Source organism: uncultured Phycicoccus sp., from assembly GCF_947495705.1.
GTDB lineage: Bacteria > Actinomycetota > Actinomycetes > Actinomycetales > Dermatophilaceae > Phycicoccus.
The window spans coordinates 142265-165773 of the sequence record NZ_CANLZR010000005.1 but is presented as its reverse complement, the minus strand read 5'-3'; the positions used below and the strand labels follow the sequence as shown (position 1 = coordinate 165773).

At 73.6% G+C, this 23509-nt stretch carries 20 protein-coding genes; 10 read left to right on the top strand and 10 right to left on the bottom strand.

Features of this window, described 5'->3' with window-relative positions; all coding sequences use genetic code 11:
* Positions 1–9: 9 nt before the first annotated feature.
* On the top strand, positions 10–2820 hold the full coding sequence (locus Q0963_RS09390) for an aconitate hydratase (protein ID WP_299445159.1): 2811 nt from the start codon (positions 10–12) through the stop codon (positions 2818–2820).
* A gap of 99 nt (positions 2821–2919) precedes the next feature.
* Positions 2920–4242 carry a NupC/NupG family nucleoside CNT transporter gene (locus Q0963_RS09385; RefSeq protein WP_299445158.1) on the top strand — a complete coding sequence of 441 codons (1323 nt, stop codon included), beginning with the start codon at positions 2920–2922 and terminating at the stop codon, positions 4240–4242.
* Between the two features lie 18 nt (positions 4243–4260).
* Here the strand turns inward: Q0963_RS09385 and Q0963_RS09380 are convergent, their stop codons facing one another.
* On the bottom strand, positions 4261–4977 hold the full coding sequence (locus tag Q0963_RS09380) for a phosphoadenylyl-sulfate reductase (protein ID WP_299445157.1): 717 nt from the start codon (positions 4975–4977) through the stop codon (positions 4261–4263).
* A complete protein-coding gene (locus tag Q0963_RS09375; RefSeq protein ID WP_299445156.1) occupies positions 4974–6683 on the bottom strand; it encodes a nitrite/sulfite reductase in 1710 nt (569 codons plus the stop codon). The genes Q0963_RS09380 and Q0963_RS09375 overlap by 4 nt, the downstream gene beginning before the upstream one ends.
* A 107-nt stretch (positions 6684–6790) precedes the next feature.
* On the opposite strand from Q0963_RS09375, the gene Q0963_RS09370 reads away from it, so the two are divergent.
* The 3 genes from Q0963_RS09370 (at position 6791) to dxs (ending at position 9746) form a co-directional block, all read left to right on the top strand.
* Positions 6791–7249, top strand: a complete 459-nt coding sequence (locus Q0963_RS09370; RefSeq protein ID WP_299445155.1) for a hypothetical protein — start codon at positions 6791–6793, stop codon at positions 7247–7249.
* 68 nt (positions 7250–7317) lie between these two features.
* The gene (locus Q0963_RS09365) at positions 7318–7722 is read left to right on the top strand and encodes a hypothetical protein (protein WP_299445154.1); all 405 of its coding nucleotides are present in this window, start codon (positions 7318–7320) and stop codon (positions 7720–7722) included.
* A 155-nt stretch (positions 7723–7877) separates the two neighbouring features.
* A complete protein-coding gene (gene dxs / locus Q0963_RS09360; protein ID WP_299445153.1) occupies positions 7878–9746 on the top strand; it encodes a 1-deoxy-D-xylulose-5-phosphate synthase in 1869 nt (622 codons plus the stop codon).
* Between the two features lie 130 nt (positions 9747–9876).
* On the opposite strand, the gene Q0963_RS09355 is transcribed toward dxs, so the two are convergent.
* From Q0963_RS09355 to Q0963_RS09325, 7 genes are all read right to left on the bottom strand, one after another.
* A complete protein-coding gene (locus Q0963_RS09355) occupies positions 9877–10122 on the bottom strand; it encodes a hypothetical protein (protein WP_299445152.1) in 246 nt (81 codons plus the stop codon).
* An 87-nt stretch (positions 10123–10209) separates the two neighbouring features.
* Positions 10210–10557 carry an antibiotic biosynthesis monooxygenase gene (locus Q0963_RS09350; RefSeq protein WP_299445151.1) on the bottom strand — a complete coding sequence of 116 codons (348 nt, stop codon included), beginning with the start codon at positions 10555–10557 and terminating at the stop codon, positions 10210–10212.
* 1 nt (position 10558) lies between these two features.
* Complete coding sequence (locus Q0963_RS09345) at positions 10559–12103, bottom strand: UDP-N-acetylglucosamine 1-carboxyvinyltransferase (RefSeq protein WP_299445150.1); 1545 nt, start codon at positions 12101–12103, stop codon at positions 10559–10561.
* Between the two features lie 135 nt (positions 12104–12238).
* Positions 12239–14356 (bottom strand): 3-hydroxyacyl-CoA dehydrogenase NAD-binding domain-containing protein, encoded by a 2118-nt coding sequence (locus Q0963_RS09340; RefSeq protein ID WP_299445149.1) that lies wholly within the window; start codon positions 14354–14356, stop codon positions 12239–12241.
* Between the two features lie 3 nt (positions 14357–14359).
* Positions 14360–15571: a thiolase family protein gene (locus tag Q0963_RS09335; RefSeq protein ID WP_299445266.1), complete on the bottom strand. Its 1212-nt coding sequence runs from the start codon at positions 15569–15571 to the stop codon at positions 14360–14362.
* Positions 15572–15710: 139 nt separating this feature from the next.
* The gene (locus Q0963_RS09330) at positions 15711–16949 is read right to left on the bottom strand and encodes an HRDC domain-containing protein (RefSeq protein ID WP_299445148.1); all 1239 of its coding nucleotides are present in this window, start codon (positions 16947–16949) and stop codon (positions 15711–15713) included.
* A gap of 14 nt (positions 16950–16963) precedes the next feature.
* On the bottom strand, positions 16964–17548 hold the full coding sequence (locus Q0963_RS09325) for a DUF3000 domain-containing protein (protein ID WP_299445147.1): 585 nt from the start codon (positions 17546–17548) through the stop codon (positions 16964–16966).
* Between the two features lie 80 nt (positions 17549–17628).
* On the opposite strand from Q0963_RS09325, the gene Q0963_RS09320 reads away from it, so the two are divergent.
* Genes Q0963_RS09320 through Q0963_RS09310 form a run of 3 tightly spaced genes read left to right on the top strand, consistent with a single transcriptional unit; the run spans position 17629 to position 20046 of the window.
* The gene (locus Q0963_RS09320) at positions 17629–18453 is read left to right on the top strand and encodes a DMT family transporter (protein WP_299445146.1); all 825 of its coding nucleotides are present in this window, start codon (positions 17629–17631) and stop codon (positions 18451–18453) included.
* A gap of 22 nt (positions 18454–18475) precedes the next feature.
* A complete protein-coding gene (hemE, locus tag Q0963_RS09315; protein ID WP_299445145.1) occupies positions 18476–19552 on the top strand; it encodes a uroporphyrinogen decarboxylase in 1077 nt (358 codons plus the stop codon).
* The gene (locus Q0963_RS09310) at positions 19549–20046 is read left to right on the top strand and encodes a DinB family protein (RefSeq protein ID WP_299445144.1); all 498 of its coding nucleotides are present in this window, start codon (positions 19549–19551) and stop codon (positions 20044–20046) included. The genes hemE and Q0963_RS09310 overlap by 4 nt, the downstream gene beginning before the upstream one ends.
* A gap of 1 nt (position 20047) precedes the next feature.
* On the opposite strand, the gene Q0963_RS09305 is transcribed toward Q0963_RS09310, so the two are convergent.
* Entirely contained in the window at positions 20048–21031 is a 984-nt protein-coding gene (locus Q0963_RS09305) for a DUF4349 domain-containing protein (protein ID WP_299445143.1), read from the bottom strand.
* 163 nt (positions 21032–21194) lie between these two features.
* Here Q0963_RS09305 and hemG point away from each other — a divergent pair, with 163 nt between their 5' ends.
* Together hemG and hemQ are read left to right on the top strand one after the other, a co-directional pair.
* Entirely contained in the window at positions 21195–22637 is a 1443-nt protein-coding gene (hemG, locus tag Q0963_RS09300; protein ID WP_299445142.1) for a protoporphyrinogen oxidase, read from the top strand.
* A complete protein-coding gene (gene hemQ / locus Q0963_RS09295; protein WP_299445141.1) occupies positions 22634–23359 on the top strand; it encodes a hydrogen peroxide-dependent heme synthase in 726 nt (241 codons plus the stop codon). The genes hemG and hemQ overlap by 4 nt, the downstream gene beginning before the upstream one ends.
* Positions 23360–23509: the final 150 nt, after the last annotated feature.

The window sequence follows — 23509 nt, the reverse complement described above, 5'->3', positions numbered from 1 at the left end:
GGAGACCCGGTGGCCAGCACGAACAGCTTCGACGCCCACGGAACGCTCGAGGTGGGGGAGCAGTCCTACGAGATCTACCGGCTCGCGTCGGTCGAGGGCAGCGAGTCCCTCCCGTACAGCCTCAAGGTCCTCCTCGAGAACCTCCTGCGCACCGAGGACGGCGCCAACATCACCGCCGACCACATCCGCGCCCTCGGCGCCTGGGACGAGAACGCCCAGCCGGACACCGAGATCCAGTTCACGCCCGCGCGCGTCATCATGCAGGACTTCACCGGTGTGCCCTGCGTCGTCGACCTCGCGACGATGCGCGAGGCGGTCGCCGACCTCGGCGGCGACGCCACGAAGATCAACCCGCTCGCGCCCGCCGAGCTCGTCATCGACCACTCGGTGATCATCGACGTCTTCGGCCGCTCCGACGCCTTCGAGCGCAACGTCGCCATCGAGTACGAGCGCAACGAGGAGCGCTACAAGTTCCTCCGCTGGGGCCAGACGGCCTTCGACGACTTCAAGGTCGTCCCGCCCGGCACCGGCATCGTCCACCAGGTCAACATCGAGCACCTCGCGCGCACCGTCATGGTCCGCGACGGCGTCGCCTACCCCGACACCTGCGTCGGCACCGACAGCCACACGACGATGGTCAACGGCCTCGGCGTGCTCGGCTGGGGCGTCGGCGGCATCGAGGCGGAGGCCGCGATGCTCGGCCAGCCCGTCTCGATGCTCATCCCGCGCGTCGTCGGCTTCAAGCTCTCCGGCTCCATCCCCGACGGGGCGACGGCCACCGACGTCGTCCTCACCATCACCGAGATGCTCCGCGAGCACGGCGTGGTCGGCAAGTTCGTCGAGTTCTACGGCGAGGGCGTCTCCGCGGTGCCGCTCGCCAACCGGGCGACCATCGGCAACATGAGCCCCGAGTTCGGCTCCACCTGCGCGATCTTCCCGATCGACGAGGTCACCCTCGAGTACCTGCGCCTCACCGGGCGGTCCGACGAGCAGGTCGCGCTCGTCGAGGCGTACGCCAGGGAGCAGGGCATGTGGCTCACCGCCGGCCCGGACCAGCCCGAGGCCCGGTACAGCGAGTACCTCGAGCTCGACCTGTCGACCGTCGTCCCGTCGATCGCCGGGCCGAAGCGCCCGCAGGACCGGATCGAGCTGACCGGCGCCAAGCGGCAGTTCCGCGGCGACCTCCAGAACTACGTCGTCGACGGCGGGGGCATCGAGAAGAGCAGCGTCGACAGCGAGCTCGCCGACACCTTCCCGGCCTCCGACTCCCCGAGCCACGACGCGCTCGAGACCTCCGAGAGCGCGGGCCGGCCCAGCCACTCGGCCCGCCGCGACAACGGCGACCGGGCGACCAACCCCGCCACGGTGACCATCGACGGGCAGGAGGTGACCATCGACCACGGGCACGTCGCGATCGCCTCGATCACCTCGTGCACCAACACCTCGAACCCCTCGGTGATGATGGCCGCCGCGATGCTCGCCAAGAACGCCGTCGAGAAGGGCCTCACGGTCCCGCCGTGGGTCAAGACCTCGATGGCGCCGGGCTCCAAGGTCGTCACCGGCTACTACGAGAAGGCCGGCATGTGGCCCTACCTCGAGAAGCTCGGCTTCCACCTCGTCGGCTACGGCTGCACGACGTGCATCGGCAACTCGGGCCCGATCGTCGAGGAGGTCACGCAGGCGGTCAACGACAACGACCTCGCCGTGGTCTCGGTGCTGTCCGGCAACCGCAACTTCGAGGGCCGGATCAACCCCGACGTGAAGATGAACTACCTCGCGTCCCCGCCGCTCGTCATCGCCTACGCGCTCGCCGGGACGATGGACTTCGACTTCGAGACCGAGCCGCTCGGGCAGGACGAGGCCGGCAACGACGTCTTCCTCAAGGACATCTGGCCGGCGCCCGCCGACGTCGAGCGGACGATCACCGAGAGCATCAGCACCAAGATGTTCACCGACGACTACTCCGACGTCTTCGCCGGGGACGAGCGCTGGCAGTCGCTGCCGACCCCCGAGGGCGACACCTTCGACTGGGACGCCGACTCCACGTACGTCCGCAAGCCCCCGTACTTCGACGGCATGGGCCCCGAGCCGGAGCCGGTCACGGACATCTCCGGCGCCCGGGTGCTGGCCCTGCTCGGTGACTCGGTGACCACCGACCACATCAGCCCGGCCGGCTCGATCAAGGCCGACAGCCCCGCCGGGACGTACCTCGCCGAGCACGGCGTCGAGCGCAAGGACTTCAACTCGTACGGCTCGCGGCGCGGCAACCACGAGGTGATGATCCGCGGCACGTTCGCGAACATCCGGCTGAAGAACCTCCTCCTCGACGGCGTCGAGGGCGGCTTCACCCGCAACTTCCTCGACGGCGGCGAGCAGACGACGATCTTCGACGCGTCGGCGGCCTACCAGGAGGCGGGCATCCCGCTCGTCGTGCTCGCGGGCAAGGAGTACGGCTCCGGGTCCTCGCGCGACTGGGCCGCCAAGGGCACCGCGCTGCTCGGCGTCCGGGCGGTCATCGCGCAGTCCTACGAGCGCATCCACCGCTCCAACCTCATCGGCATGGGCGTGCTGCCCCTGCAGTTCCCCGAGGGCGAGTCGGCGGAGTCGCTGGGGCTCACCGGGACCGAGACGTACTCGATCTCCGGCGTCGAGGCGATGAACGACGGCGACGTCCCCGACACCGTCACGGTGACCGTGGCCGGTGAGGACGGTGCGGAGCGCACCTTCGAGGCCGTCGTGCGGATCGACACCCCCGGTGAGGCCGACTACTACCGCAACGGCGGCATCCTCCAGTACGTGCTGCGCTCGCTGGTCCGCTGACCCCCCGGCGGCCCCCGTCTCCGGGGGCCGCCGGCCCACGGGTACGGTGTCGGTCCCGCGCGGCGTCACCGGAGCCGCGCACGGCAGTAAGGGGCCGTCGTGATCGACCTGCTCTGGGGCGTCGGCGGGATGCTCGTCCTGCTCGCGGTGGCGGCGGCCATCAGCACCGACCGGCGGGCGATCCGCCCGCGGACCGTCCTCGCGGCCCTGGCCGCCCAGGTGCTGTTCGGGGTGCTCGTCCTCTACGTCCCGCCGGGCCGGGCGGCCTTGTCGGCCGCGACCCAGGGCGTGCAGGCGGTCATCGACTCGTCCAAGGCCGGCATCGGCTTCCTCTTCGGGCCGCTGGTGCCGGAGGAGGGCGTCGTCTTCGCCCTCCAGGTCCTGCCGGTCATCGTCTTCTTCGCGGCACTGACCTCCGTGCTGTACCACTGGCGGGTCCTGCAGCGCGTCGTCAACGTCCTCGGGTCCGGGCTCCATGTGCTCCTCGGGACCTCCCGCGCCGAGTCGGTCAACGCCGCGACGAACGTCTTCCTCGGGCAGACCGAGTCGCCGCTGGTCATCAAGCCGTTCATCGCCCGGATGTCCACCTCCAGCCTGTTCGCCGTGATGACCGGCGGCCTGGCAACGGTGGCCGGCTCGGTGCTCGTCGGGTACGCCCTGCTCGGGGCCGAGCTCGACCAGCTGATCGCGGCGGCGTTCATGGCGGCGCCGGGAGCCCTGCTCATGGCCAAGATCGTCGTCCCCGAGACCGAGGACGTCGACGCCGACGGCGTGCCGGTCGCCGCCGGTGCCGTCGCCGACCGCAGGACGGAGGGGGCCGAAGGGGGCGCCTCGTCGGACGGGCAGACCGAGACCCGGACCGATTCCGCATCGGCGGGGGAGGCGGGCAGCGCGGACGAGGAGAAGCACGTCAACGTCATCGACGCCGCCGCCGGCGGCGCCGCGCAGGGGCTGAAGCTGGCGGCCAACATCGGCGCGATGCTCCTCGCGTTCATCTCGCTCATCGCGCTCGTCAACCTGCTGCTCGGCACGGCCGGTGGCTGGTTCGGCGCCGAGGACCTCACCTTCGAGAAGATCCTCGGCTGGGTCTTCGCGCCCGTCATGTTCGTCGTCGGCGTGCCGTGGGGCGAGGCGGTGGCCGCGGGCAGCTTCGTCGGGCAGAAGACCATCGTCAACGAGTTCGTCGCCTTCAGCGCGTTCGGCCCGGTCGCCGAGGACTTCAGCGACAAGACGCGGGCGATCGTGACGTTCGCCCTCACCGGCTTCGCGAACCTCGGCTCGCTCGCGATCCTCCTCGGCGGGCTCGGCGGCCTGGCCCCGGAGCGGCGCCCCGAGATCGCCCGCTTCGGCATCCGGGCCATCGCCGCGGCGACCCTCGCGAACCTCATGAGCGCCGCGATCGCGGGCATCCTCATCGGCTGAGGACCCCCGCGGGCCGGGTCAGCCGTGGATCCCGCACTCGGTCTTGTCCCGCCCGGACCAGCGGCCCGAGCGGGGGTCCGCGCCGGGCTCGACCCGCGCGGTGCACGGCGCGCACCCGATGGAGGGGTACTCGTCGGAGAGCAGCAGGTTGACCGGGACCCGGTGGCGCAGGCCGTAGCCCAGCATGTCGTCGGATGACCACGCGGCCAGCGGGTTGACCTTGACGATGCCGTTGGTCTCGTCGAAGGTCACCGCCGCCGTACCGGCGCGGGCGGCCGACTCCTGCCGGCGCACCCCGGACATCCAGCACTCGTACCCGGTGAGCGCGGCGCGCAGCGGCTCGACCTTGCGCATCCGGCAGCAGGCGGCCGGGTCGCGGTCGTGGAGCCGCGGCCCGTGCTCGGCGTCCTGCTCGGGCACCGTGAGCCGGGGCCGCACGTCGACGACGGTGACGTCGAGGGTGAGGTCGACCTCGTCCCGCGCTCCGAGCGTCTCGGCGAAGTGGTAGCCGGTGTCGAGGAAGAGCACGTCGACCCCCGGGGCGTGCTGCGAGACGAGGTGGGGGAGGACCCCGGTCTCCATGCTGCTCGCGACGGCGAGGGTGCCGGGGAAGGTCCGGGCGGCCCAGGCGACGACCTCGTCGGCCGGCGCGTCCCCGACGAGGCGGGCGCCGTCCTCCGCGAGGGCCCGCAGGTGCGCCGTCGAGCGGCGGGTACGGGTGGCGACGGCGGTCATCGGAGCTCGTCCTCGTCGACCCGGTGGGCCCAGGACGAGAAGGTCTCGCCGGCGCTCCGCTGCGCCAGGAAGCGACGGACGAGCCGCTCGACGAGGTCGGGCAGGTCACCGGCGGTCACCCGGAGACCACGGACCGTGCGGCCGAGGCCGGCCTCGTCGCGGTCCGCCGAGGCGAGCCCGCCGCCGAGGTGGACCTGGAAGCCGGGCCGCTGCTCGCCGTCGACGGTGACGAGCTGACCCTTGAGCCCGATGTCCGCGACCTGGATCCGCGCGCACGAGTTGGGGCAGCCGTTGAGGTGCAGGCTGATCGGGGTGTCGAGGTCGCCGGTGACGTCCGCGAGGCGGCGCTCGAGCTCGGCGACGGCCGTCGCGGCGGTGACCTTGGTGTCGACGATGGCGAGCTTGCAGTACTCGATGCCCGTGCAGGCCATCGTGTGGCGGCGGAAGGGGCTGGGGTTCACCGAGAGCCCGAGGTCGTCGAGACCTGCGACGAGGGCCGCGAGCCGGGCGGGGGCGACGTCGAGGACGACGAGCTTCTGGTGCGGGGTGAGCCGCAGCCGGTCGCTCCCGGCGGCCGCCATGAGGTCGGCGAGCCCGGCGAGCGTCTCGCCGCTGACCCGTCCCACGACGGGGGCGGCCCCGACGTAGTGGGAGCCGTCCTTCTGCACGTGGACGCCGACGTGGTCGCCGGGGGTGGTGGCGGGGGCGGGAGCGGGGCCGTCCGGCAGGGCGTAGCCGAGGTACTCCTCCTCGAGGACGCGGCGGAACTCGACCGGACCCCATTCGGCGAGAAGGAACTTCAGCCGCGCCTTGGTCCGCAGCCGGCGGTACCCGTAGTCGCGGAAGAGCCGGACCACTCCGTGCCACACGTCGGCGGCGCGGTCCTCGCTGACGAAGGTGCCGAGCCGTTCGGCCAGCCGCGGGGCCGTCGAGAGGCCCCCGCCGACCCACAGGTCGTAGCCGGGGCCGAGCTCGGGGTGGACGACGCCGACGAGGGAGAGGTCGTTGACCTCGTGGACGACGTCGAGGCTGGGGTGGCCGGTGACGGCGGACTTGAACTTGCGCGGGAGGTTCGCGAGCTCGGGGTCGCCGACGAAGCGCGACACGATCTCGTCGATCACCGGCGTCGGGTCGAGGATCTCGTCCGCGGCGATCCCTGCGAGCGGGCTGCCGAGCACGACCCGCGGGGTGTCGCCGCACGCCTCGGTGGTCTGGAGCCCGGCGTCCTCGAGCCGGCGCCAGATCTCGGGGACGTCCTCGACCCGGATCCAGTGGTACTGGATGTTCTGCCGGTCGCTGATGTCGGCGGTGCCACGGGCGAACTCGAGGGAGATGTCGGCGAGGACCCGCAGCTGATGCAGGGTGAGCGCGCCGCCGTCGAGGCGGACCCGGAGCATGAAGAACTCGTCGGCGAGCTCGGTGTCGTCGAGCTGGGCGGTGCGGCCGCCGTCGATGCCGGGCCGGCGCTGGGTGTAGAGCCCCCACCAGCGGAACCGGCCGCTGAGGTCGTGCGGGGGGATCGAGGCGAAGCCCTGCTTGCTGTAGACCTGCTCGATCCGCTGCCGGACGGCGAGCCCGCCCTCCTCCTGCTTCCACTCCTCGTTCGCGTTGAGCGGTTCGGTGCCGTCGACCGCCCACTGGCCGTTGGACCGTCCGGAGCGGGGCGGACGCAGGGTCCGGGCCGGGGTGTCGGTCGTCGTCGTCATCTCGGTGGTCCTCAGGGGGTGGATTACCGTTCGGCATGCAATCTATAACACCGCGTTATTCGCGCGTGGGGCGTCCACGATGTGGAAGCAGGACTATGATCGAACACATGTTCGATCGTTCGGGAGGTGCCGGTGGGCCGCCCCTGCGCGCCCCGACCCCGGCCGCTCCCGTGCGCCAGCGGTCCTCCGCCGGAGCCACGGGGACCGGTGGCCCTCCCGGTTGGCCGCAGGGGGTGCCGCCGCCCGGGCAGCGGGGCTGGGAGCACCGGGGCGTCGCCTGGCTGCTCGACCACTGCCCGCCGGACTACCGGCTCTACCCGTCGTGGCGACGCCATCCGGTGGCGCTCGGGTGGCTCACCGTCCGGCACCTCGACGCCCAGCTCGACGCGATGCGCTCCTCCTACCGTGAGGTGCGGGTCGCGCTCGTCGACGACATCGGCCCCGAGGGCGTCACCCAGGTCCTCGCCGACCTCGAGTGCGAGGGGGTCCGGCTCCTCGCCGCCCGCCGCGCGGCCGGCCTGCTCCTCGACGCCCTGCGCGGGCTCGAGTTCGTCCCCACCCTCTGAGGTGCGGCCTGGTGCGGTGAGTACTTCGGCTCATGACGGGCCTCGGCCGTCGCGCCATGATCGGCGTCATGACCATGACCCACAGCCCGCGCCGCACCGCCGCCCTCGGGGCGCTCCTCGTCGCGGTCAGTGCCGGGACGTGGTGGGCGTGGCTGGGCTGGGACCACGAGTACTACACCGACCCGGCAACCGGGCAGGCCGCGGGGCCCTACCGCCCGTGGCAGGTCATCGGCTGCATCCTGACGCTCCTCGCGGTCGCGGCCATCGCCCATGCGCTCATGCACACCGTCGCGGTCGGTGTGGCCATGACAGTGGGTTTCGCCGCGGGGTTCGCGAGCAGCTCGGTGCCCGGGGACGAGACGGGGCTGGCTCTCGTGGGGGTGTTCCTCGTCGTCATCGGCATGTCCTTCGCCTCGGTCGTGCTCGCGCTCGTGGCCGTCGGCGTGCGCCTCGCCGTCGGACGCGCGCACTGACGTCTGGGGCATCGGGGCGAGGCCGCGACGTGCGGGACGTGTGAAGCCTCCGTGATGGTCTGCAGCGAGACCCTCGACGGGTTCGGGCCCGCACGGCCGGAGCGCCTAGACTCGTCGGGTTCGACCCGACCCCGAGAGCGACGAGGAGGTAGGCGGTGAGCCTGCTGGAACGGATCGGCGGTCCGCGCGACCTCAAGGCCCTGCCGGCGGCCCAGCTGCCCGCGCTGGCCCAGGAGATCCGGACCTTCCTCGTCGACCAGGTCGCCCGCACCGGCGGGCACCTCGGCCCGAACCTCGGCGTCGTCGAGCTGACCATCGCCATCCACCGGGTCTTCGACAGCCCGAAGGACGCGGTCGTCTTCGACACCGGCCACCAGTCCTACGTGCACAAGCTCCTCACGGGTCGCCACGACTTCACCGCGCTGCGCAAGCAGGGGGGACTGTCGGGGTACCCGAGCCGGGCCGAGTCCGAGCACGACGTCGTCGAGAACTCGCACGCCTCGACCTCGCTGTCGTGGGCGCACGGCATCGCCACCGGCCGCGTCATGCGCGGCGAGCGCGACCGGCACACCGTCGCGGTCATCGGTGACGGGGCGCTCACCGGCGGGATGGCCTGGGAGGCGCTCAACAACATCGCCGCCGAGGACGACCTGCCCCTGGTCCTCGTCGTCAACGACAACGAGCGGTCCTACGCCCCGACCCGCGGCGGCCTGGCCGACCACCTCGCGACGCTGCGCACCACCCGCGGCTACGAGCGCTTCCTCGACTGGGGCAAGCGCAACCTGTCGCGCACCCCGGTCGTCGGCGGCGCGATGTACGAGACGCTGCACGGGGTGAAGAAGGGCATCAAGGACATCGTCGCCCCGCAGGGGATGTTCGAGGACCTCGGGCTCAAGTACGTCGGGCCCGTCGACGGCCACGACGAGGCCGCCATCGAGAACGCGCTCCGCAAGGCCAAGGCGTACGGCGGGCCCGTGCTGGTCCACGTCCTCACCCAGAAGGGCCGCGGCTACGACCCCGCCATCTCCGACGAGGCCGACCAGTTCCACGCGGTCGGGGTCATCAACCCCGAGACCGGCCTGCCCCTCGAGATCGCCGGCCGCAGCTGGACCGACGAGTTCGCCGACACCATGGTGCAGCTGGGCGAGGAGCGGGACGACATCGTCGCCATCACCGCCGCGATGATGATGCCGGTGGGCCTGCAGCCGTTCTGCGACCGCTTCCCCGAGCGGACCGTCGACGTCGGCATCGCCGAGCAGCACGCCCTGACGATGGCCGCGGGTCTCGCGTTCGCGGGGCAGCACCCGGTCGTCGCCGTGTACGCGACCTTCCTCAACCGCGCTTTCGACCAGCTCCTCATGGACTGCGCGCTGCACAAGGCGGGCGTCACCGTCGTCCTCGACCGCTCCGGCGTCACCGGGCCCGACGGGGCCTCGCACCACGGGATGTGGGACATGACGATCGCCGGGGTCGTGCCCGGTCTCCACCTGGCGGCGCCGCGGGACGGGCAGCAGGTCGCCCGCGCCGTGCGGGCCGCGGTCGCCATCGACGACGCGCCGTCGGTCGTGCGCTTCCCCAAGGGCAGCGTCGCCGAGCCGATCGAGGCCGTGCGGGCCGTCGGCGGCGTCGACGTCCTCACCGAGCCCGACGACGGGGCCGTCGACGTCCTGCTCATCGGGGTGGGCTCGATGGCCGCGACCGCGCTCACCGCCGCCGAGAAGCTGACGGCCGAGGGGCACCGGGTCCGGGTCGTCGACCCGGTGTGGGCACTCCCCGTGCCGGACGCCGTGGTGACGCTGGCCGGGGCCGCCGGCCGGGTCGCCGTCGTCGAGGACAACGTCGTCGCCGGGGGCATCGGGTCCCAGGTCACCCAGGTGCTCCGGGACTCCGGGCTCGGGGTGCCCGTCGATCTCTTCGGGCTGCCGAAGCGATTCCTCGACCACGGCGCGCGCGGGCAGGTGCTCGACGCCGTCGAGCTCACCCCCGACGCGGTCGCCGGCGCCCTCCGCCGCCACCTCGGCTGACGCCGGGCCCCGGCGCTTCCATCCCCTGCGACCCCGCTCCTGGCGGAATGCGCGGGTCCTGGCGCGACCGCGCCTGGACCCCCGCAAGTCGCCAGGACCCCGGCGAGCACGGCCACCGGGAGCCGGTGGCTCAGCCCGCTGCCGGGGACGCGGCCGGCACCGCGGGGTAGGCCTCGGCCAGTCCCGACGCCAGGACCTCGATGAGCACCGGGACGTCCTCGGGACGCAGGCGGGCCGTCGAGACGCAGACGTTGCCGCGCCACACCGACAGGACGAGCAGGCCGGCCTCGTGGTGCCACGTCGCCCGCAGGGCGCGCCCCTGGTCGCGGGCGTCGGGGACGACCGCGCTCCGCCGCACGCCGGCCGCGCGTTCCATCCACCGATTCTGCTCCCGGGCGCGCACCCGTGTCGAGCAGCCGGCCCCACGCCCCCCGGGCCGCGCCGGGCCTGCGCCGGGGGTGGGTCAGGTGGGCGGGGTGTGGGTGAACGCCGCGGCGTGCGTCGTCTCGCCGACGGCGATCGAGTACTCGCTGTAGTAGTCGCTGATGCCGTTCAGCTGCGCCTCGCGGTGGCGCGGGTGGTCCCGCCAGCCCCGGTGCGCCGCGGGGTCCGCGAAGGTCACGACGGTGCAGCGTTCGCCGTCCTCGGCCACGAAGGTCTTGGTCTCGACGAACCCGGGCATCGACCGGGCGAGCTCGGTGACGACGGCGAGCTCGTCCCGGTAGGCGTCCTCGTGCTCCGGGCGCAGCCGGTTGCGGAAGACCGTGACGACCTGGCCGACGCGCGGCCGTCCCGGGACGTCGGTGCCCATCTCAGATGTCGCGGAAGGTCTCGATCGTCGCCCCGAGGGCGTTGAGGCGCTCGGCGAGGTCCTCGTAGCCACGGTTGATGACGTAGACGTTGCGCAGCACGGACGTGCCCGGCGCCGCGAGCATCGCGAGCAGGACGACCACGCCAGGCCGGAGAGCCGGGGGGCACATGACCTCGGCGGCGCGCCACTTCGGCGTCGGGCCGGTGATCATCACCCGGTGCGGGTCGAGGAGCTGCACCTGACCACCGATCTTCGTCAGCTCGGTGAGGTAGATGGCGCGGTTCTCGTACACCCAGTCGTGGATCATCGTCGTGCCCTCGGCGCAGGCGGCGATGAGCGCGAAGAACGGCAGGTTGTCGATGTTGAGGCCCGGGAAGGGCATCGGCGCGATCTTGTCGACCGGCGCGGTGAGCGGGCCCGGGTGGATCGTGAGGTCGACGAGGCGGGTGTGCCCGTTCTTGGCGAGGTACTCCTCGGTGAGGTCGAAGCGCAGCCCCATCTCCTCGAGGGTCGCGAGCTCGATCTCGAGGAACTCGATCGGGACCCGCTCGATGGTGATCTCGGACTCGGTGACGACCGCGGCCGCGATGAGGCTCATGGCCTCGATCGGGTCCTCCGAGGGGGAGTACTCGATGTCCTGGTCGATCCGGCCGACACCGGTGACGGTGAGCGTCGTCGACCCGATGCCCTCGATGACGACCCCGAGGCCGCGCAGGAAGAAGCACAGGTCCTGGACCATGTAGTTCGGGGAGGCGTTGCGGATGACGGTCGTGCCGTCGTACCGGGCGGCGGCGAGCAGGACGTTCTCGGTGACGGTGTCGCCGCGCTCGGTGAGGATGATGGCGCGCTTGGGGTTGCGGTTGCGGTCGACGGACGCCTCGTAGAAGCCGTGCGTCGCGGCGACGTCGAGCCCGAAGTGGCGCAGCGCCGACAGGTGCGGCTCGACGGTGCGCGTCCCGAGGTCGCAGCCGCCGGCGTACGGCAGCTGGAAGGTGTCGTAGTCCGCGAGCAGCGGCCCGAGGAACATGATGACGGTGCGGGTGCGCCGGGCGGCCTCGATGTCGATGCCGTCGAGGTCGAGCTTCGCCGGCGGCACGATCTCGAGGTCGTTGCTGTCGGGGAGCCACCGCACCCGGACCCCGATCGAGGTGAGGACCTCGATGATCCGGTTGACCTCCTCGATGCGGGCGAGGTTGCGCAGCGTCGTCTTGCCCCGGTTGAGCAGGCTCGCGCAGAGCAGCGCGACGGCGGCGTTCTTGCTCGTCTTGACCGGGATGGAGCCCGAGAGCTTCTTGCCGCCGACGATGCGCAGGTGCTGCGGGCCGCTGTGCCCGAGCGAGACGAACTCGCTGTCGAGCTTCTCGCCGACCCGGGCCAGCATCTCGAGGGACAGGTTCTGCTTCCCCTGCTCGATGCGCGCGACGGCGCTCTGGCTCGTGCCGAGCAGCTCGGCGAGCTCGTTCTGGGTCAGACCCTGGTGGCGCCGGGCATCCCGGATCAGGGTGCCGATGCGGGTCAGGTACGTGTCGCTGGTGGTCGTCGTCACGTCATCCATGGTAGATCACATGTGAGATATTGCGAGTCGCCGGCCGTCCGCGCCTGGCCCGACTCTCAGGAAGACCGATGACCTGCGAGGACGGCGCGGACACCGGGTGTCCGCGCCGTCTCACCCAGCGGTCGCTCACGCCGGCACGCTGGCGACCCCGCGGGGCAGGACCCGGCGGCCGAGCACGCGCTCGGTGGCGCCCTCGCGGTCGAGCAGGGGGATGAGCCCGCCGTTCCAGAACTGGAAGCCGGCCCCGGTGATCATCGCGAGGTCGATGTCCATCGGCGCCTCGACGACCCCGTCGGACAGCATGAGCCCGACCTCCTCGGCGAGGGCGTCGAGCACCCGCTCCCGGACCTGCTCGGCGTTCAGCTCGACCGGCTGCTCGGGCCGCTCGCGCAGCGCCTCGACCTCGGGGTCCGGCACCGGGCGGCCGTCCTCCATCCGGTAGTAGCCGCCCTTTCCGGCCTCGACGATCCGGCGCAGCGTCGGCGAGACGAAGAACCGGTCCCCGAAGGCGCGGTGCAGGGTCTCGCTGTTGTGCAGCGCGATGGCCGGGCCGACGAGCCCGAGGAGGACGAACGGCGGCATCGGCGCGAGCCCGGCGACCCCCCGGTCGGCGACCTCCACCGGGGTTCCCTCGTCGACGATCCGCGAGTACTCGCCCATGAAGCGGCCGAGCAGCCGGTTGACGACGAAGGAGGCGGAGTCCGCCGAGCGGACGCAGGTCTTGCCGAGCGCCCGGCCGGTGGCGAAGGCGGTCGCGAGCGTCGCCTCGTCGGTCGCCGCGCCGGGGATGACCTCGAGCAGCGGCATGACGGCGACCGGGTTGAAGAAGTGGAAGCCGACGACGCGCTCGGGATGGGCGAGGCCGCTCGCCATCTCGGTGATCGACAGCGAGGACGTGTTCGTCGCGAGCACGCACTCGGCCGGGACGACGGCCTCGACCTCGGCGAAGACCTGCTGCTTGACCGCCATCTCCTCGAAGACCGCCTCGATGACGAAGTCCGCGTCGGCGAACCCGTCCTTGGACGTCGAGCCCGTGACGAGGCGGGTGAGGAAGGACGCCTGGTCCGGGGAGATCCGGCGCTTCTCGAGCAGCGTGCCAACCTCCTGGTGGACCCAGCCGACGCCCTTGGCGACGCGCTCCTCGTCGAGGTCGGTCAGCACGACGGGCACGCCGAGGCGCCGGGCGAAGAGGAGGGCGAGCTGGCTCGCCATGAGCCCCGCGCCCACGATGCCGACCTTCGTCACGGGCCGGGCGAGGCCGCGGTCGGGGGCGCCGGCGGGCCGCTTGGCACGCTTCTGCACGAGGTCGAAGGCGTACAGGCCGGCCCGCAGCTCGTCGGACATGATGAGGTCGCCGAGCGCCTCGTCCTCGGCGGCGAAGGCCTCCTCCCGGGTCGCGGTGCGGGCTGCCCGCACCAGGTCGACCGCCCGCAGCGCGCCGGGGGAGCGCCCTGCGGTCTTGGCGAGGACGACCGTGCGGGCGCGGTCGCACGCGGCGTCCCAGGCGGCCGCGTCGAGGTCCACCTCGTCACGGTCCACCGTCACGGCGCCGGTCAGGACCCCCGCGGCCCAGCGCAGCGAGTCCTCGAGGAAGTCCGCCGGCTCCAGGAGCACGTCGGCGATGCCGAGCTCGGCGACCTCCGCGGCCTTGAGCATCCGGTTCTGCGACAGCGGGTTGTCGATGATGACCTTGAGCGCAGCCGCGGGCCCGACGAGGCGCGGCAGGAGGTAGCAGCCGCCCCAGCCGGGGAGCAGCCCGAGGAAGGTCTCGGGCAGGGCGAAGGCCGGGACCCCCGCGGAGACGGTGCGGTGGTCGGCCGCGAGCGCCAGCTCGACGCCGCCGCCCATCGCCGCCCCGTTGACGAAGGCGAACGTCGGGACCGGCAGGTCCATGAGGGTGGCGAAGGCGTGGTGCCCGGCGCGGGCGATCCGGACGGCCTGCTCGCGCTCGGTGACGTACGGGATGCCCGAGAGGTCGGCGCCGACCGCGAAGATGAACGGCTTGCCCGTGACGCCGACGGCCTGGATCTCACCCGCCTCCGCGCGGGCCCGCAGGGTGTCCAGGGCGTCCTGGAGCCCGGCGATCCCCTCGGGCCCGAAGGTGTTGGGCCGGGTGTGGTCCTTGCCGTTGTCGAGCGTGATGAGCGCCAGGGTGCCCGCGCCGCCGGGCAGGGCCACGTCCTGCACCGGGGTGCGGGTGACGACCTCTGCGGGCAGCTGCGGGGCCTCGGTGGTGGTGGTCATCGGTCAGGCCTCCGTGCCGTAGTCGCTGTGGTGGGGGTTCTCCCAGATGACGGCGCCGCCCATGCCGATGCCGATGCACATCGCGGTCAGCCCGTAGCGCACCTCGGGGTGCTCCTCGAAGTGCCGCGCGAGCTGGGTCATGAGCCGCACGCCGGAGGAGGCGAGGGGGTGCCCGGTGGCGATGGCGCCACCCCAGGGGTTGACGCGGGCGTCGTCGTCGGCGATGCCGAAGTGCTCGAGGAAGGCGAGCACCTGGACGGCGAAGGCCTCGTTGAGCTCGAAGAGCCCGATGTCCTCGATGCTGAGCCCGGCCTTGGCCAGCGCCTTCTCGGTGGCCGGGATGGGACCGACGCCCATGACCTCGGGCTCGACCCCGACGAAGGCGTAGGAGGCCAGGCGCATCCGCACCGGCAGCCCGAGCTCGTCGGCGGCGGCCTGCGACGCGAGGATGCAGGCGGTGGCGCCGTCGTTGAGGCCGGCGGCGTTGCCCGCCGAGACGTTGCCGTGCGGCCGGAACGGGGTCTTGAGGCCGGCGAGCTCCTCGACGGTGGTGCCCGGACGGGGCGGCTCGTCGGTCGTCGCGAGGCCCCAGCCCTTCTCGGCATGGCGGGTCGCGACCGGGACGAGGTCGGGCTGGACCTTGCCGGCCTCGTAGGCGGCGGCGAGCTTGCGCTGGCTGCCGACGGCGAACGCGTCGCAGCGCTCCTTGGTGAGCGCCGGGAACCGGTCGTGCAGGTTCTCGGCGGTCTTGCCCATGACGAGAGCCGACTCGTCGACGAGCTTCTCGGCGACGATGCGCGGGTTGGGGTCGACGCCCTCGCCCATCGGGTGGCGGCCCATGTGCTCGACGCCGCCGGCGATCGCCACGTCGATGGCGCCCACCCCGATCGAGGAGGCGACGCTCGTGACGGCGGTCATCGCGCCCGCGCACATCCGGTCGATCGAGTACCCGGGGGTGCTCTTCGGCAGCCCGGACAGCAGCGCGGTGAGACGCCCGAGGGTCAGCCCCTGGTCGCCGATCTGGGTCGTCGCGGCGATCGCGACCTCCTCGACGCGGTCCTTGGGGAGCTCGGGGTGGCGGCGCAGCAGCTCGCGGACGCACTTGATGACGAGGTCGTCGGCGCGGGTCTGGGCGTACATGCCCTTCTCGCCGGCCTTGCCGAAGGGGGTGCGGACGCCGTCGACGAAGACGACCTCCTGGAGCTCACGGGGCACGAGGTGGCCTCCCTGGTCGGGTGCGGGGGTCGGCCCGGACGAGCCGGGCACGCCCCGATGCTACTAAGCGAGCGCTTAGTCGTCGATGCCCGGGGCCCGTGAGCACCATCACCCGCGCAGCTCCACGGGAGGGGAGGGATCAGGCGTCGGGGTGGGCGTCGAACGCCGCGGCGAGCATCGGCGCGACGATGTCGGCCTGCCAGCGCCGGACGCCGTAGCCCTCCAGCGCGGCGGTGAAGCCGTCGACGTCCCGCTGCTCCGGGGGGCTCCAGACGACCCGGCGCAGCGGGTCGGGGGAACAGACGTTCTCGACCGGGATGGTGTGCTTCTCGGCGAAGGCGGTGAGCGCGGCCCGGGTCGCCGCGAGCCGCTCGGCGGCCACGGGGTTCTTGTCGGCCCACGACCGCGGCGGTGGCGGGCCGTCGGACGGCAGGCTGCGCGGCGGCAGCTCGGACTCGGGAACCTCCTCGGCGCGCCGGACCGCCTCGACCCAGTGCCGCCCGTACCGCGCGATGGCGCGGTGGCCCGACGGCAGGTCAGCGGGGGTGCGCGGGGCGGCCTTGGCGATGTCGACGAGCGCCGCGTCGGGCAGCACCCGGCCGACCGAGGTGTCCCGCTCGCGGGCGATCGCGTCACGGGCGTACCAGAGCTCACGCACGATCCCGATCGACCGGCGCTGCCGCAGCGTGTTGATGCCCGAGGTCCGGCGCCACGGGTCGACCCGCTCGGCCGGTGACCAGCGGAGCAGGGCGTCGAACTCCTGGCGGGCCCACTCGTCCTTGCCCTGGGCGGCCAGGTCGACGCCCATGAGGTTGCGCAGCTCGCCGAGCACCTCGACGTCGAGCGCGGCGTAGCGCAGCCACGGGTCGGGCAGCGGCCGGGTGGACCAGTCGACCGCCGAGTGCTCCTTGGCGAGCCGCAGCCCCAGGTAGTGCTCAACGACCGCGGCGAGCCCGACCCGGTGCAGCCCGAGGATGCGCGCCGCCAGCTCGGTGTCGAAGAGCTGGCGGGGGCGCAGGCCGACCTCGGCGAGGCACGCGAGGTCCTGGGTGGCCGCATGGAGGATCCACTCGGCGCCGCCGATGGACTCCGCGACGGGGCTGAGGTCGGGGACCGAGATGGGGTCGATGAGGAAGGTGCCGGCGCCCTCGCGGCGCAGCTGCACGAGGTAGGCGCGCTGGCCGTAGCGGTAGCCGGAGGCGCGTTCGGCGTCGATCGCCACCGGCCCCTGGCCCGCGCCGACGGCTCGGGCGACGTCGTCCAGGGTCCGCTCCGACTCCACGACGGGCGGGACCCCCTCGGCGGGCTCCTCGAGCGGGACCGTGGGCTCTGCGGCGCCCTGCGGGTCGGTGGGCGCGTCGTCCTGGGCGGTGGTCATGGGCTGGGGTGGGGTCACCGGCGGGGGCCGGGGAGGGCGACGACACCCTCCGGGAGCGGGGGGAGGCCGGCGATCGTGCACAGGAGGTCGGACCAGGCGAGGAGGTGCTGGCCGACCTCGGGGCCGACGGGGGTCCAGGACGCGCGCAGCTCCATCTCGATGCTCGCGGGGCGGTCGGCGAGCCCGCCGAAGCTCTCGGACACCACGCGCGTCACGGTGCCCGCGGCGGCGAGGACCTCGACCCCACGTGCGGTCAGCGCATCGGTGAGCCAGCTCCAGCCGACCTCCCCGAGCAGGGGCTCGGCCGCGAACTCGGGCTCGAGCTCGGCCCGGGCGAACGTCACCGCACGCCACTGCCCACCCCAGGGCTCGGGAGCCGACGGGTCGTGGAGGAGGACGAAGCGCCCCGACGCGAGCTCCTCGTCGGGGTCGCGCGGGTCGATGACGTCCGCGGTCAGGGCGACGGCGTGCGGCGCGATGCGCTGCGGGGCGGGCACCTCGGTGAGCCGCACCTCGGGCCGGAGCCGGGCATGGTGCAGCTCGTCGAGTGCCTGGGTGAAGTCCGGGGACTCCGGACCGGTGAGTGTGCTGCGTGCCACGTGCAGCAATGTAAGCCGATCCCGGCGCCCCGCGGGTGAGGCCACGCCGACTCGGGCCGGACGGCGGATACGCTGCCGCGGTGCTCAGCATCCTGGCCCTCGGGTCGTCGGCGGCCTGGGGTGCCGCGGACTTCCTCGCCGGGATGGCCTCCCGGCGCCGTCATCCCGTCGCCGTCGTCGGGTGGACCCAGGGGCTGGCGCTGCTCGTCCTCACCGCCATCATCCTCGTCCGGGGCCCGGCGGGCTCAGGCACCGCGTGGGTCCTCTGGGCGGCGGGCGCCGGCCTCGCCGGGCTCTTCGGCCTGGTCTGCTTCTACACGGCGCTGTCCCGCGGGACGATGGGGGTCATCGCCCCGATCGCCGGCCTCGGCGTCGTCATCCCGGTGGCGCTCGGCGTGCTCGGTGGGGAGCGGCCTCCGGCCCTCGCCTGGGCCGGGATGCTCGTCGCGATCCTCGGGGTGACCCTCGCCTCCGGTCCCGAGCTCGCCGTCGGGCTGTCGGCGCGGCCGGTGCTGCTGGCCGCGGGTGCCGCGGTCGGGTTCGGGTTCGCCCTCTACCTCCTCGACCGGGGCGCCCGGGAGTCGACCCTGATGACGCTGTGGGGGATGCGCGTCACCTCGGTGACGGTGCTGCTCTGCGTCGCCCTCCTCGTGCGCTCGGTCGGTGGGGTGCGGGCCGGCGAGACCCCGCTGCTCCTCGTCATCGGGTGCGGTGACCTCGCGGCCAACGCGCTCTTCGCGGTCGCGTCGTCGCGGGGTGCGGTGAGCATCGCCTCGGTCCTCGGCTCGCTCTACCCCGTCGTCACCGCCGTGCTCGCCCGCATCGTCCTCGACGAGCGGCTCCGGCGCATCCAGCAGGTGGGGGTCGTCCTCGCGGTGGGCGGAGCCGTGCTCATCGCCCTCTGACGTCGAGCCCGGGCCGCCCCGGATGCGAGGATGTCGGCTCGTGACGACCTCGCAGGCCCCGGCCGCCGCTCCCGTGCCCGACTCCCCGCTCGTGCGCGCCGCGCGCGGCCTCGACGTGCCGCACACCCCGGTGTGGTTCATGCGGCAGGCCGGCCGGTCCCTGCCCGAGTACCGCGCCGTGCGGGAGGGGGTGGGGATGCTCGAGTCCTGTCGACGCCCCGACCTCGTCACCGAGATCACCCTCCAGCCGGTGCGCAGGCACGGGGTCGACGCCGCGATCTTCTTCTCCGACATCGTCGTCCCGCTCGCCGCTGTGGGTGTCGACCTCGACATCGTCCCCGGCGTCGGGCCCGTGGTGGCCCAGCCGGTGCGCACCCGGGCCGACGTCGAGCGGATCCGCGCCCTCGACGCCGCCGACGTCCCCGACATCACCGAGTCGGTGCGGATGCTCGTCGCCGAGCTCGGGCCGACGCCGCTCATCGGCTTCGCGGGGGCACCGTTCACCCTCGCCTCCTACCTCGTCGAGGGGGGCCCGTCGAAGAACCACGAGCACACCAAGGCGCTCATGCACGGCGACCCGGCGCTCTGGCACGACCTGTGCGCCCGGCTCGCCCAGATCTCGGGCGCGTTCCTGCGGGTGCAAGCCGAGGCGGGTGCGTCCGTCGTCCAGCTCTTCGACTCCTGGGCCGGGGTGCTGAGCCGCGCCGACTACATACGCTTCGTCCAGCAGCACTCCGCCACCGCGCTCGCCGCCGTCGCGGACCTCGACGTGCCCCGCATCCACTTCGGCGTCGGCACCGGCGAGCTGCTGACCCTGATGGGCGAGGCCGGGGCCGACGTCGTCGGGGTCGACTACCGCGTCTCGCTCACCGACGCCCTCGACCGCACCGGCGGGCGGTGGCCGCTGCAGGGCAACCTCGACCCGGCGCTGCTGTTCGCGCCCTGGGAGGCTCTCGAGCGGCGCGTCCGCGAGATCGTCGAGGAGGGCCGCGCCGCCCCCGGGCACATCTTCAACCTCGGCCACGGCGTGCTCCCCGCCACCGACCCCGACGTGCTCACCCGCGTCGTCGAGCTCGTGCACGAGGCCTCCGCCCGATGACCGACGACCCGGCCGTCCACCACGCCGCCGAGCGGCCGATGCTCGACGCGTTCCTCGACGAGCACCGGGCCGAGCTCCGCGCCTGCCTCGACGGGCTGACCGAGGAGCAGGCCCGCCGGCGTCTCGTCCCGTCGCTGACGACGCTGCTCGGTCTCGTCAAGCACGCGACCTTCGTCGAGCAGGTGTGGTTCGACATCGCCGTCACATGCCGCAGCCGTGCCGAGGTCGGGCTGCCGGCGACCGTCGACGAGTCCTTCGCCCTCACCGCCGACGACACCGTCGCGTCGGTGCAGGCGGCCCACCACGCCGCCTGCGAGGCGTCCCGCCGGACCGTGGCCGACCTCGACCTCGACGACCTCGTCCGCGGGAACAGCCGCGGGCCCCTGCCGCTGCGCTGGGTGTACCTCCACGTGATCCGCGAGCTGGCCCAGCACGCCGGTCACGCCGACATCCTGCGCGAGCAGGTGCTCGCGCAGGACGCCGACACGGCCTGACTCAGGCGGTCGGGGCCGACGGCGGAGTCGCCGCCATGACGGGGCGGGTCCGCCGCCGCCACCACACGACGAGCGGGACGACGACGGCCGCCGTGGCCACCGCGAACGGCAGGAGCGCCCCGAGCAGGGTGAGCAGCAGCCGCACCGAGGTCGTGAAGGCCGCCCAGCCCGCGGCCAGCCCGGCGAGGAAGCCGGTCGGGTCCTCCGTGGTGGGCGGGGTCTCACCGGTGGTGCTGAGAGTGACCGAGATCGGCGCCAGCGCGACCCGGTCCTCGAGCGCGGCCAGCTGCTGCTGCATCGACTCGAGGTCGGCCTGGCGGCGGGACAGCTCGGACTCGAGGGTCACGATGTCGGCGAGCTTGGTCGCCCGGCTCATCAGGGCCCGCACCCGCTCGACGCTCGCCTTGAGCGACTCCACCCGAGAGGCGGTGTCGACGTACTGACCGGTGACGTCACTGGTCCCGGTGCGCCGGGACAGGACGGTCCCGACCTCGGCGACCTCGTCGAGTGTGGCGTCGAGCCGCTCGACGGGCACGGAGATGGTGACCGAGCCCCAGCCGCTGGGACTGGTGACGGCGCCGCCGAGCGGGACCGGGCCCTCGTCCGGGTCGCTCGAGACCTCCTCGGCGACGACGAGACCGCCGGCCGCGGAGGCGATGGCCCGCAGCCGGGACGCCGCGGCGGTGACGTCCTCGACGCGCAGCGAGACGTCGGCGCGGCGGGCGAGCTTGCGGTCGGTGATCGCCGAGATGACGGTCGTCGTGCTCTGTGCCTTGTCCGGGGCCACGGCGCCCGGCGCGGGAGCGCCCGCCGCCTCCTCACGCACGGCACCGTCGGACTGGGTGGCGAGGTCGGCGGCCCCGCCCACGCTTGCGCCGGAGTCGTCACCGGCGCTGCAGGCCGCGAGGCCGAGGGCGAGCGTGCCGGCCAGGGCGACGGCCGCGAGTCGGGAGGGGCGGGACGGGGGGCGGGAGAGCGGTCGCACGAGGACTCCTTCGTCGGGTGGCGGTCCTCGGTAGGGCGCACGCACCGGGGGGCCGGGTTCCCGGTCGTCGGTCTCGATCCGGTCACGGTGTGACGGCGGTCGTCCCGGCCCGGGCGCTCGGCCCGGTTCCGGCGGCGGCGCTACTGCGTGAGACGCTGAGGGCATGCCCGAGGCCCCCGTCACGACGCGGCCACGCGTCGTCGTCGTCGGGGGTGGCATCGCCGGGCTCGTCGCCGCCCTGGAGGTCTGCGACGCCCTGCCCGACGCGGAGGTCACGGTCCTCGAGGCCGGTGACCGCGTCGGCGGGAAGCTGCGGCTCGAGGCCGTGGGCGGGCACCGCGTCGACGTCGGCGCCGAGTCGATGCTCGCCGTGCGGCCCGAGGGGGTCGGCCTCGTCGAGCGGCTCGGTGCGGGGGAGCGGCTCGTCACGCCGGCCACGACCGCGGCGCGGGTCTGGAGCCGGGGCGCGCTGCACCCGCTGCCCGCCGCGACTCTGATGGGGGTCCCCACCGACCCCGCCGGCGCGCTCGGAGTGCTCGAGCCGGCCGAGGTGGAGCGGGCGTCGGCCGAGCAGCCCTGGCCGGGCGGGGCGCTCACCCAGGACGTCGCGGTGGGGGAGTACGTCGGGGCGCGGCTCGGCCGGGCCGTCGTCGACCGCCTCGTCGAGCCGCTGCTCGGGGGTGTCTACGCGGGGCACGCCGACCGGCTGTCGCTTCGGGCCACGATGCCGGCGCTGTGGGAGCGGGCCGTCGCCGGGCGGAGCCTGCTCGAGGGCGCGCCCGAGCGGGCACCCGGCCCCGACGGCTCACGCCGGCCGGCCTTCGCCGGCGTGCGCGGTGGGCTGGGCCTGCTCCCCGAGCTCGCCGAGGAGATGCTCCGCGCCCGAGGGGCCCGGCTGCGCACCGGGGCCGTCGTCCGCGGGGTCGAGCGCGCCGGGTCGCGGTGGCGGCTCGTCGTCGGGTCCGCCGCCGACCCGACGACCGTCGACGCCGACGCCGTGGTGCTCGCGCTGCCGCCGGCACCGGCGTCCCGCCTGCTGCGGGACCTCGCGCCGTCCGCCGCGCGCGCCCTCGGCGACGTCGCGACGGCGTCGATGGCCGTCGTGACGATGGCGGTGCGGCGGGACGGCCTCGGGCACCTGCCGGGCTCGGGCTTCCTCGTCCCGCCCGCGGACGGGCGCTCCATCAAGGCCGCGACCTTCTCGTTCGCCAAGTGGGAGTGGGTCGGCGCCCTGTCTCCGGACGTGGCCCATCTGCGCGCCTCGCTCGGCCGCGCCGGCGAGGAGGCCGTCCTCCAGCGCGACGACGCCGACCTCGTGGCCCTCGCCGTCGCCGAGGTCGGCGAGGCCCTGGGGGCGCCCCTGCCGCCCGTCGTCGACCACCACGTCCAGCGCTGGGGCGGCGCCCTGCCCCAGTACGACGTGGGCCACGTCGACCGCGTCGCCGGCGTCCGGGCCGACGTCGAGCGCCTCCCCGGCGTCGAGGTCGCCGGCGCCACCTACGACGGCGTGGGCATCCCCGCCGTCGTGGCGTCGGCCGCACGGGCCGCGCGCGGCGTCGTCGACCACCTGAGCCGCACCACCCCATCCCGAGGAGACAGCCGATGAGCACCCCGAGCCGCCCCGCCCCCGCCAAGCCCGGCGCCGCCCGCATCCGCGAGATCAACGACACGATCCGGTACGCGATGTGGTCGGTCTTCGCCCTCGCCGAGCCGCTCGGCGACGCCGACCGAGGGGCCGTCGCCGACGAGGTCGAGGCCCTCTTCGCCGACCTCGAGGCCGAGGGCGTCGTCGTCCGCGGGACCTACGACGTCGCTGGGCTGCGCGCCGACGCCGACCTCATGGTGTGGTGGCACGCCGCGACCATCGAGGCGCTGCAGGACGCGTACCACCGGCTGCTGCGCACCGAGCTGGGGCAGGCGCTCGACCCCGTCTGGTCGGTGGCCGCCCTGCACCGGCCGGCGGAGTTCAACAAGAGCCACATCCCGGCGTTCATGGCCGACGAGGACCCCGGCGCGTACGTGTGCGTTTACCCGTTCGTCCGGTCCTACGACTGGTACCTGCTCGGCGACACCGAGCGCCGCGACATGCTCGTCGAGCACGGGAAGATGGCGCGGGAGTACCCCGACGTGCGGGCCAACACCATCGCCTCGTTCGCGCTCAACGACTACGAGTGGATCCTCGCGTTCGAGGCCGAGGAGCTGCACCGCATCGTCGACCTCATGCGCGAACTGCGCGCGTCCCAGGCGCGCCGGCACGTCCGCGAGGAGGTCCCCTTCTACACCGGGCCCCGCGTCGAGGTCCGCGACCTGCTCACCCGCCTCCGCTGACCCCCGGGGGCTGCGGCTTTATCGGGTGACCCGAGAAACCCGCGCCTCACCCGAGAAGCCTTCCGGGGTGAGGTGCGGGGAACCCGGGGGACGTGACCCGGGGGCGTCGTCCACAGGCGCCGCCCGCCGCCGACGCTCGTCCACAGGAAA

Bases quoted from the DNA above. Each gene is read 5' to 3' on its own strand.
- Q0963_RS09355 (WP_299445152.1), bottom strand. From the start codon at position 10,122: ATGGAACGCGCGGCCGGCGTGCGGCGGAGCGCGGTCGTCCCCGACGCC.
- Q0963_RS09310 (WP_299445144.1), top strand. From the start codon at position 19,549: ATGACCGACGACCCGGCCGTCCACCACGCCGCCGAGCGGCCGATGCTC.
- Q0963_RS09350 (WP_299445151.1), bottom strand. From the start codon at position 10,557: ATGGGCACCGACGTCCCGGGACGGCCGCGCGTCGGCCAGGTCGTCACG.
- Q0963_RS09365 (WP_299445154.1), top strand. From the start codon at position 7,318: ATGACCATGACCCACAGCCCGCGCCGCACCGCCGCCCTCGGGGCGCTC.
- hemE (WP_299445145.1), top strand. From the start codon at position 18,476: ATGCGAGGATGTCGGCTCGTGACGACCTCGCAGGCCCCGGCCGCCGCT.
- Q0963_RS09380 (WP_299445157.1), bottom strand. From the start codon at position 4,977: ATGACCGCCGTCGCCACCCGTACCCGCCGCTCGACGGCGCACCTGCGG.
- hemQ (WP_299445141.1), top strand. From the start codon at position 22,634: ATGAGCACCCCGAGCCGCCCCGCCCCCGCCAAGCCCGGCGCCGCCCGC.
- Q0963_RS09340 (WP_299445149.1), bottom strand. From the start codon at position 14,356: ATGACCACCACCACCGAGGCCCCGCAGCTGCCCGCAGAGGTCGTCACC.
- Q0963_RS09375 (WP_299445156.1), bottom strand. From the start codon at position 6,683: ATGACGACGACGACCGACACCCCGGCCCGGACCCTGCGTCCGCCCCGC.
- Q0963_RS09370 (WP_299445155.1), top strand. From the start codon at position 6,791: ATGTTCGATCGTTCGGGAGGTGCCGGTGGGCCGCCCCTGCGCGCCCCG.
- hemG (WP_299445142.1), top strand. From the start codon at position 21,195: ATGCCCGAGGCCCCCGTCACGACGCGGCCACGCGTCGTCGTCGTCGGG.
- Q0963_RS09330 (WP_299445148.1), bottom strand. From the start codon at position 16,949: ATGACCACCGCCCAGGACGACGCGCCCACCGACCCGCAGGGCGCCGCA.